Origin of the sequence: Bradyrhizobium macuxiense, from assembly GCF_001542415.1 — a bacterium.
Lineage (GTDB): Bacteria > Pseudomonadota > Alphaproteobacteria > Rhizobiales > Xanthobacteraceae > Bradyrhizobium > Bradyrhizobium macuxiense.
Genome location: NZ_LNCU01000010.1, coordinates 141354 through 149462, shown reverse-complemented (window position 1 = coordinate 149462; position 8109 = coordinate 141354). Strand labels below are relative to the sequence as shown.

General features: G+C 66.0%; 6 protein-coding genes. All 6 read right to left on the bottom strand.

What is annotated here, in order from left to right; genetic code table 11:
* Window positions 1-383: 383 nt before the first annotated feature.
* The 6 genes from murD to ftsL all read right to left on the bottom strand — a co-directional run bounded on the left by murD (window position 384) and on the right by ftsL (window position 8107).
* The gene (murD, locus tag AS156_RS01425) at window positions 384-1784 is read right to left on the bottom strand and encodes a UDP-N-acetylmuramoyl-L-alanine--D-glutamate ligase (protein WP_066498969.1); all 1401 of its coding nucleotides are present in this window, start codon (window positions 1782-1784) and stop codon (window positions 384-386) included.
* A 9-nt stretch (window positions 1785-1793) separates the two neighbouring features.
* Window positions 1794-2900 (bottom strand): phospho-N-acetylmuramoyl-pentapeptide-transferase, encoded by a 1107-nt coding sequence (mraY, locus tag AS156_RS01420; RefSeq protein ID WP_066498967.1) that lies wholly within the window; start codon window positions 2898-2900, stop codon window positions 1794-1796.
* A gap of 9 nt (window positions 2901-2909) precedes the next feature.
* Window positions 2910-4343, bottom strand: coding sequence for a UDP-N-acetylmuramoylalanyl-D-glutamyl-2,6-diaminopimelate--D-alanyl-D-alanine ligase (locus AS156_RS01415; RefSeq protein WP_066498964.1), 1434 nt, complete (start codon window positions 4341-4343; stop codon window positions 2910-2912).
* Entirely contained in the window at window positions 4340-5797 is a 1458-nt protein-coding gene (locus tag AS156_RS01410) for a UDP-N-acetylmuramoyl-L-alanyl-D-glutamate--2,6-diaminopimelate ligase (protein WP_066499307.1), read from the bottom strand. The genes AS156_RS01415 and AS156_RS01410 overlap by 4 nt, the downstream gene beginning before the upstream one ends.
* A 100-nt stretch (window positions 5798-5897) precedes the next feature.
* Window positions 5898-7658: a peptidoglycan D,D-transpeptidase FtsI family protein gene (locus AS156_RS01405; protein ID WP_066498961.1), complete on the bottom strand. Its 1761-nt coding sequence runs from the start codon at window positions 7656-7658 to the stop codon at window positions 5898-5900.
* Window positions 7655-8107 carry a cell division protein FtsL gene (gene ftsL / locus AS156_RS01400; RefSeq protein ID WP_066498959.1) on the bottom strand — a complete coding sequence of 151 codons (453 nt, stop codon included), beginning with the start codon at window positions 8105-8107 and terminating at the stop codon, window positions 7655-7657. The genes AS156_RS01405 and ftsL overlap by 4 nt, the downstream gene beginning before the upstream one ends.
* Window positions 8108-8109: the final 2 nt, after the last annotated feature.

The window sequence follows — 8109 nt, the reverse complement described above, 5'->3', positions numbered from 1 at the left end:
CCCGCCAGCATCAACGCGGCGATCGCTGCAAGCAGCAGCTTGTCGACGGTCCACCACCAGTCCGAGAACGGGGTGCGTTGGTCACGGGCGAGCATGGATGTCCCCAGATGGCAGAGGTAACGTCCATTCGTCGCCGATGATGGTTTCCAAGGGGTTAACGGGGGCGATCACTTTTGACGGAGAGGCTTTAGGCTCAGTGATCCCGTCATCCCCGCGCAAAGGTTTCGCCTTTGTCGCTGGAGGTGCTCGCGTAGCGAGCCTCGAAGGATGAACGGCCACCAGCCGGCCGTCGACCCTTCGAGACGCGCGCAAAAGCGCGCTCCTGACGGTAACGAATAGACCGATCAGCGGATGGCGCTACGCCAATCTGTCCACGGTGAAGGTCACACCACCGGCTTCACGCCCGGCAGCGCGGTGACGAGGTCGCGGAACGAGGCGCCGCGGATTTCGAAGTTGCGGTATTGGTCGAACGAGGCACAGGCCGGCGACAGCAGCACGACGGCCTCAGCGAGCCCCGAGGCCTCCGCGTCACGCGCGGCGCTGGCGATCGCGACATCGAGTGTACCGGACATCTCGTGCGGCACGCTCTCGCCAAGCGTGCCGGAAAACTCAGCCGCCGCCTCGCCGATCAGATAGGCTTTGCGGATGCGCGGGAAGTAGCCGATGAGACTCGTGATGCCGCCGGCCTTCGGCTTGCCGCCGGCGATCCAGAAGATGTCGGCAAAGGACGACAGCGCGTGCGCGGCCGCATCCGCGTTGGTGCCCTTGGAGTCATTGACGAACAGAACGTTGCCACGGCGGCCGACCTGCTCCATGCGGTGCGCCAGGCCCGGGAAACTGCGTAACCCGTTCTGCAGCACGTCGGTGGAGATCCCCATCGCGAGCGCGCAAGCCGCAGCGCACGCCGCATTCTGCGCATTGTGCAGGCCGCGCAATGAGCCGATGCCGCCGAGCCGCGCCACCTCGCTGCGCGCCGCGCCCGATGCCCGCACGATGGTCTCGTGCTCGACATAGATGCCGTCGGGCAGCGGGTTCCTCACGGAAATGCGAACCACGCGCTTGCCGGTGCGATCAAGCCGATCGGCTATGTCACGGCACCAGCCGTCGTCGACGCCGACAATCGACGTGCCGCCCGGCTGCACGCCGGCCACCAGCCGCTCCTTCACCGCGGCGTAGTGCTGCAGCGTGCCGTGACGGTCGATATGGTCCTCGCTGACATTGAGCAGGATGCCGACTGACGGATCGAGCGAGGGCGTGAGATCGATCTGGTAGGACGACATCTCGATCACATGCACCCGCCCCATTCGCGGCGGCTCCAGCGACAGGATGGCGGTGCCGATATTGCCGCCCATCTGGGTGTCGTAGCCGGCCACCTTGGTCAGATGCGCGATCAGCGCCGTCGTGGTCGACTTGCCGTTGGTGCCGGTGATGGCGACGAACGGCGCATTCGGCGCGTGACGCCGCCGCTCGCGGCAGAACAATTCGATGTCGCCGATCACCTCGACGCCGGCCTGCCGCGCCAGCAGCACGCTCCAGTGCGGCGCCGGATGGGTGAGCGGCGCGCCGGGCGTGAGGATCAGCGCGGCGAAATTCGCCCAGGATATGGTGCGCAGATCGGCGGTGACGAAGCCGGCCTGTGTCGCCTTCACGACATTGTCGGCATTGTCGTCGGCCGCGATCACCTCGGCGCCGCCGGCCTTCAGCGCGTGGCAGCTCGCAAGGCCGGAGCCGCCGAGGCCGAACACCGCGACCGTCTTGCCTGCGAAGGAGGTGACGGGGATCATGGCCGACGCTCAGCGCAGCTTGAGCGTGGAGAGGCCGGCAAGCGCCAGCATCACCGAGATGATCCAGAAGCGGATCACGATCTGCGGCTCGGTCCAGCCCTTCTGTTCGAAATGATGGTGCAGCGGCGCCATCCGGAACACGCGCTTGCCCGTCAGCTTGAACGACGCGACCTGCACGATCACCGAGACCGCCTCCAGCACGAACAGGCCGCCGATCACGGCGAGCACGATCTCGTGCTTCACCGCGACCGCGGTGGCGCCCAACATGCCGCCGAGCGCCAGCGAGCCGGTATCGCCCATGAAGATCGAGGCCGGCGGCGCGTTGAACCAGAGGAAGCCGAGGCCTGCCCCTAACACCGCGCCGCAGAGCACCGCGAGTTCGCCGGTGCCGGCAACATAATTGATCTGCAGATAGTCGGAGAACACCGCGTTGCCGGTCAGATACGAGATCATGCCGAAGCTTGCGGCGGCGATCATGACGGGCACGATGGCGAGACCATCGAGGCCGTCGGTGAGGTTCACCGCGTTGCCGGCGCCGACCATGACGAAGGCGCCGAAGATCACGAAGAACCAGCCGAAATTGATCACGAGATCCTTGAAGAAGGGAATCACGAGCGAGGTCGAGGACACGTCGCGACCGAGCCGGACCAGCGCATAGCAGGCGGCAAGCCCGATCACCGCCTCGATCAAGAGCCGCAGTCTGCCGGCGAAGCCGCTGTGCGACTGTTTTGTGACCTTCAAATAATCGTCGTAGAAGCCGACGAAGCCGAAGCCGAGCGTCACCGCCAGCACGATCCAGACATAGGGATTGAGCGGGTTGGCCCAGAGCAGCGTGGACACCACCAACCCCGACAGGATCATCAGCCCGCCCATGGTGGGCGTGCCCTTCTTGGAGATCAGGTGCGACTGCGGGCCATCGGTACGGATCGGCTGGCCCTTGCCCTGCCGCAGCCGCAGATGGTCGATGATCCAGGGCCCGAACAGGAATACGAACAGCGCACCGGTCACGATCGCTCCGCCGGTGCGGAAGGTGATGTAGCGGAATACGTTCAGGGCGCTGCGAAACGGCGCGAAACCTGGGACAGTATTGGACAGATCGATCAACCAGTAGAACATTCAGACGTCCTATACCGCTTCTTCGTGTGCGGCCTTGTCGGGAAAGCGCTTCTCCAGCGCGCTGACGATGACCTTCATCTTCGACCCCAGCGATCCCTTCACCATGATCGCGTCACCGGCGCGGACCGCGGCCACCGCCTGCGCTTCGAGGGCCGCCGAACTGTCGGCATAGCCTCCCCGCTTGCCGGTGGAAAGGGCATCCCACAGATTCCGCATCAGCGGACCACAACAATATACGAGGTCGATCCGGTTGGCCGTGATGGCCTCGACCAGGCCGCGGTGCAGTTCGGGCGCCGTCGGGCCGAGTTCGAGCATGTCGCCGAGAACAGCGATGCGCCGCCCCTGCGGGCCGACCTTGGCCTGGCCGAGCACGTTGAGCGCGGCCCCCATCGAGGCCGGGTTGGCGTTGTAGCTTTCGTCGATCAGCGTCGCCTCGCCATAACCGACCTCGACCGTGCGCCGGACGCCTCGCCCCGAGGGCGCCTCGAGCTGCGACAGCGACAGCGCGGCGCGCGCGATATCTGCTCCGAGCAGCGACGCACCGGCGAGCACCGCGAGCGAATTCATCGCCATGTGCTTACCCGGCATGCCGATCTTGTAGGTGATGTCGTGATCGAGGATGTCGGCATGCACCGCCGAGCAGGTCGCGTGCAGCGAGAGGTCGATCAGCCGCGCCTCGGATCGCTTGTCGGTGCCGAACGAGACGATGCGCGAGATGCCGGCCTTCTCGGCCTGCCGCTGCAGCCGCGCGAACTGCGAATTATCGCGGTTGAGCATGACTGCGCCGCCGGGTTCGACGCCGAGGAAGATCTCGGCCTTGGCATCGGTGATCGCCTCGATGCCTGCGAAGAATTCAAGATGCACCGGCTCGACCGTGGTGACGACGGCGACATGCGGCCGCACCATCTTCACCAGCGGCGTGATCTCGCCGGCATGGTTCATGCCGATCTCGAACACCGCGAAGCGGACGTCCGCCGGGCAGCGCGCCAACGACAACGGTACGCCCCAGTGATTGTTGAACGAGGCGGTCGAGGCATGGGTCTCGCCCTGCGCCGACAGCACCCGGCGCAGCGCCTCCTTGGTCGAGGTCTTTCCGACCGAGCCCGTGACCGCAATGATCTGCGCGTTCAGCCGCGCGCGTGAGGCATGCGCGAGCTCGACGAGGCCGGCGAGGACGTCATCGACCACGAGCAGCGGCGCATCAGGGGGAAACTTGTCGCGCTGCGCGGCTTCGACCACGGCAAGCCCTGCGCCCGCCTTCAGCGCCGCCTCGACAAAGCTATGGCCGTCATGCACGTCGCCCTTGATGGCGAAATAGGCTTCGCCTGGCGCAACCGTACGGCTGTCGATGGAGAGACCAGTGATGCCATCCGGCAGCGCACCCTGCGTCACGGCGTGCATCGCCTGCACCATCGCATTCGACGTCCACAATATCGTGCTCATGCGCCCCTCGCTGCGAGTGCGGCGGCAACCGCCTCATGATCGCTGAACGGCAGCGTCTTGTCGCCGATGATCTGCCCGATCTCGTGGCCCTTGCCCGCCACCAAGAGCGCATCGCCGGGCTGCAAGTCCGCGATGCCGGCGCGGATCGCCGCGGCGCGATCGCCGATCTCGCGCGCGCCCTTCGCGGCTGCCAGGATCGCAGCGCGGATCGCTTCCGGCTTCTCGCTGCGCGGATTGTCGTCGGTGACGATGACCTGATCGGCGTTCTCGGCCGCGATCCCGCCCATGATCGGCCGCTTGCCCGCATCGCGGTCTCCGCCGGCGCCGAACACGACGACGAGCTTGCGCCGGGCATAGGGCCTGAGCGCCTGCAGCGCCTTGGCGAGTGCATCGGGCTTGTGCGCGTAGTCGACGAAGATCGGCGCGCCATTGTGCTCGCCGACAAGCTCCAGCCTGCCCTTCGCGCCTTCGAGATGTTCGAGGCTGCCGACCACATCATCCGCGACGCCGCCGGTGCCGATCACGAGGCCTGCCGCGACCAGTGCATTCTCGATCTGGAATTCGCCGACCAGAGGCAGCCTGATCGTGTGCGTGCGCCCGCGATGTTCGATCGTGAGCCTCTGTGCAAAGCCGTCAATCGCTGCATCGACGAGGCGAATGCCTTCGCCCGGATCGCCGTCGCGTCCGACCGCGATGATGCGAAGCCCGCGCGCGCGCGCCGCATCGATCACCTGCGCCGAGCAGTCATGATCGGCCGAGATCACGGCCGCGCCGCGGTCGACGACGAGATTGCGGAACAGCCGCAGCTTGGCATTGAGGTAATGCGCGACGTCGGGGTGATAGTCCATGTGGTCGCGCGACAGATTGGTGAAGCCACCGGCGGCGATCCGCACGCCATCGAGCCGGTACTGATCGAGACCATGCGACGAGGCTTCAAACGCCAGATGCGTCACGCCGTCGGCCGCAATCTCGTCGAGCTGCCGGTGCAGCGCGATCGGATCGGGCGTGGTCAGCGAGCCGTACAGGGTGCGCCTGTCCGACACCAGGCCGATGGTGCCGATGCTCGCGGAGACGTGGCCGAGCCGCTGCCAGATCTGGCGCGTGAAGGCCGCGACCGAGGTCTTGCCGCTGGTGCCGGTCACCGCGGCAATCGTCGCGGGCTGCCGCGGATAGAATTTGGCTGCGGCCAGCGCCAGCGCGCGGCGCGCATTGGTCGTCACGACGAACGGCACGGCTAGCGCGCCTTGCGGTGGATGGTCGCCTGCGATCGCAACCGCGCCGGCTGCAACAGCCGCATCGATGAAGCGCGCGCCGTCGGTCTTCTGGCCGGCCATCGCGAAGAACAGGTCGCCCGGCTTCACCGCGCGGCTGTCGACCGCAAGCCCGCCGACCACGACAGCATCGGCACGCGGATCGATCGTGACGTCATCGCTGAAGAGGTCGCGAAGTCTCATGATGTTCCAGTTGGCTGGCACAACGGGCGCCGCTGTTGGAGCATGATCCGACTGGAAAAACCGCTTTTCACGCTTTCCGGATCATGCCGTCTGGTACGCCTTACTGGGTTGTTTTAGATGCCGCAAGAATAAGGCGGTCGGACGGCGGCAGATTGAACCTCGGTTCTATGCCCAAAATCGGCGCAATTCGGGCAATCACGGCGCCGCCGGTCGGCACCGCGTTCCAGCCTGACGTGATGAACCCGTAGGTTTCCTTCAGCGCCTGGGGCTCGTCCAGCATGACCAGAAGCTGATATTTCGGATTGTCGGCTGGCAGGATCGCGGTGAAGGCGGTAAGCACGCGCTTCTTGGCGTAGCGGCCGTTGACCACCTTCTCTGCCGTGCCGGTCTTGCCGCCGATATAGTAACCCTTGACGTCGGCCTTGCGCGCGGTGCCGACCTCGGCATTGAGGCGCATCAGATAGCGCATCTTTTCGGAGGTCTCGGGCTTGATGACGCGCTTCGCCAGCGCCATCGCTTCGTCTTCGCTGCGCTTCAGGAATGTCGGCGGGATCAGATAGCCGCCGTTGACCAGCGCATCGATCCCCATCACCGCCTGCAGCGGCGCCACGGCGATGCCGTGACCGAAGGAGATGGTGACCGTGTTCAGTTCCCCCCAATGCTTCGGCACGATCGGCGATGCGCTTTCGGGCAGCTCGGTACGCAGCCGGGTGAGCTGTCCCATCTTGCGCAGGAACGCCTTGTGAGCCTCGACGCCCTGCGCCAACGCGATGCGCGCCGCGCCGACGTTGGACGAGAAATAGAACACCTCCTTCATGTTGAGGAAGCGTCCCTTCGGCTCGTCGTCGTGGATCGCGAATTTGCCGTAATGCAGCGGACCGCGCGCATCCCACAGCGAGTTGAGGTCGTATTTTCCGGTATCGAGCGCCATCGCCAGCGTGAACGCCTTGAAGGTCGAGCCCATCTCGTAGACGCCGGTGGTCAGGCGGTTGATGCGATCGGGATCGTGCGCCTCTTTCGGGTTGTTCGGGTCGAAGTCGGGCAGCGACACCATCGCCACGATCTCGCCGGTGCGCACGTTGGAGACGAGGCCAGAGGCGGCCTTGGCCTTGAACTTATCCTTGGCCTTGAGCAATTCGTCGCGCAGCGCGTGCTCGACGCGCAGATCGATCGACAGCTCCACCGGCTTCTGCAGCCGGTCGGTGGCGAAGCCCGCGCGGTGCAGGTCGGCCAGACCGTTGTTGTCCAGCCACTTCTCCATGCCGGCGATGCCCTGGTTGTCGATGTTGACCAGGCCGATCAGGTGGGCGACTTCCGAACCGGTCGGATAGACCCGCTTGTTCTCGCGCAGGAAGCCGATGCCGGGAATGCCGAGGCGGTGGATGTCGAGCTGCTGCTTCGGCGTGATCTCGCGCTTCAGCCAGACGAAGCCCTTACGCGACGACAGACGGTCGCGCACTTCGCCGGTGTCGAGATCGGGCAAGGTCGCGGTCAGAAGCTCGATCGCCTCGTCCTTGTCGATGATGCGGCGCGGCTCGCCGAACAGGCTCGGCGCCTTGACGTCGGTGGCGAGGATCGCGCCGTTGCGGTCGATGATGTCGGGCCGCGCCGTCGCGATCGCGTCCTGCGAGGCGGTGCGCCGCGCGCCATGGCTGTCGGCGCCGACGGCGAACAGCACCAGGCGGCCGGCGAGCACGGCATAGACCGCCGCGAAGGCGAGGATCGCGAAGCCGACGCGGGCACGCGCCTTCGCGGTACGATCGACGTTGCGCCCGTACAGCAGATTGCGGACGAGCCGCTGGCGCCAGGGCTCGGCCGGCTTGTTGGCGTTCGCCGGATCGGTTTCGGTTGATCCAGTCATTGTTGATCTCCCGGGGCCTGCTCGGACTCGTCCGCAGGCGCCGGCTGGTCGGCTGCGGGCTGGTCAGGTGCGGGTTTCGAAATCGACCCGGTCGTGCTGTCGGGCTCGGCGGCCGCCTCGATGGTGTCGATCATCGCGCCGATCGGGTCCTTTGCGCCCGGTCGGGTGAAGTTCGGCGGCCGCTCGGGCAGGTTCTTCAGGGAATCATACTGGTTGGCATTGACCGGCTTGAGCGGCAGATGCCGCTCGACAAGCCCCTGCAACCGCAGCGGCGCATCGAGCTTGGCCCACTGCGCCCGCAATGTCGCGATCGCGTCGCGCTGCGCGCGAATCTCCGCGTTGAGCTGCAGCACGCGCTCGACGCGCGCGGTCGATTCCATCTTGATGCGATAGACATAGGATGCCGCGAAGATCAGCATGCCGATGACGAGGAAGTGCAGGATGCGCATCG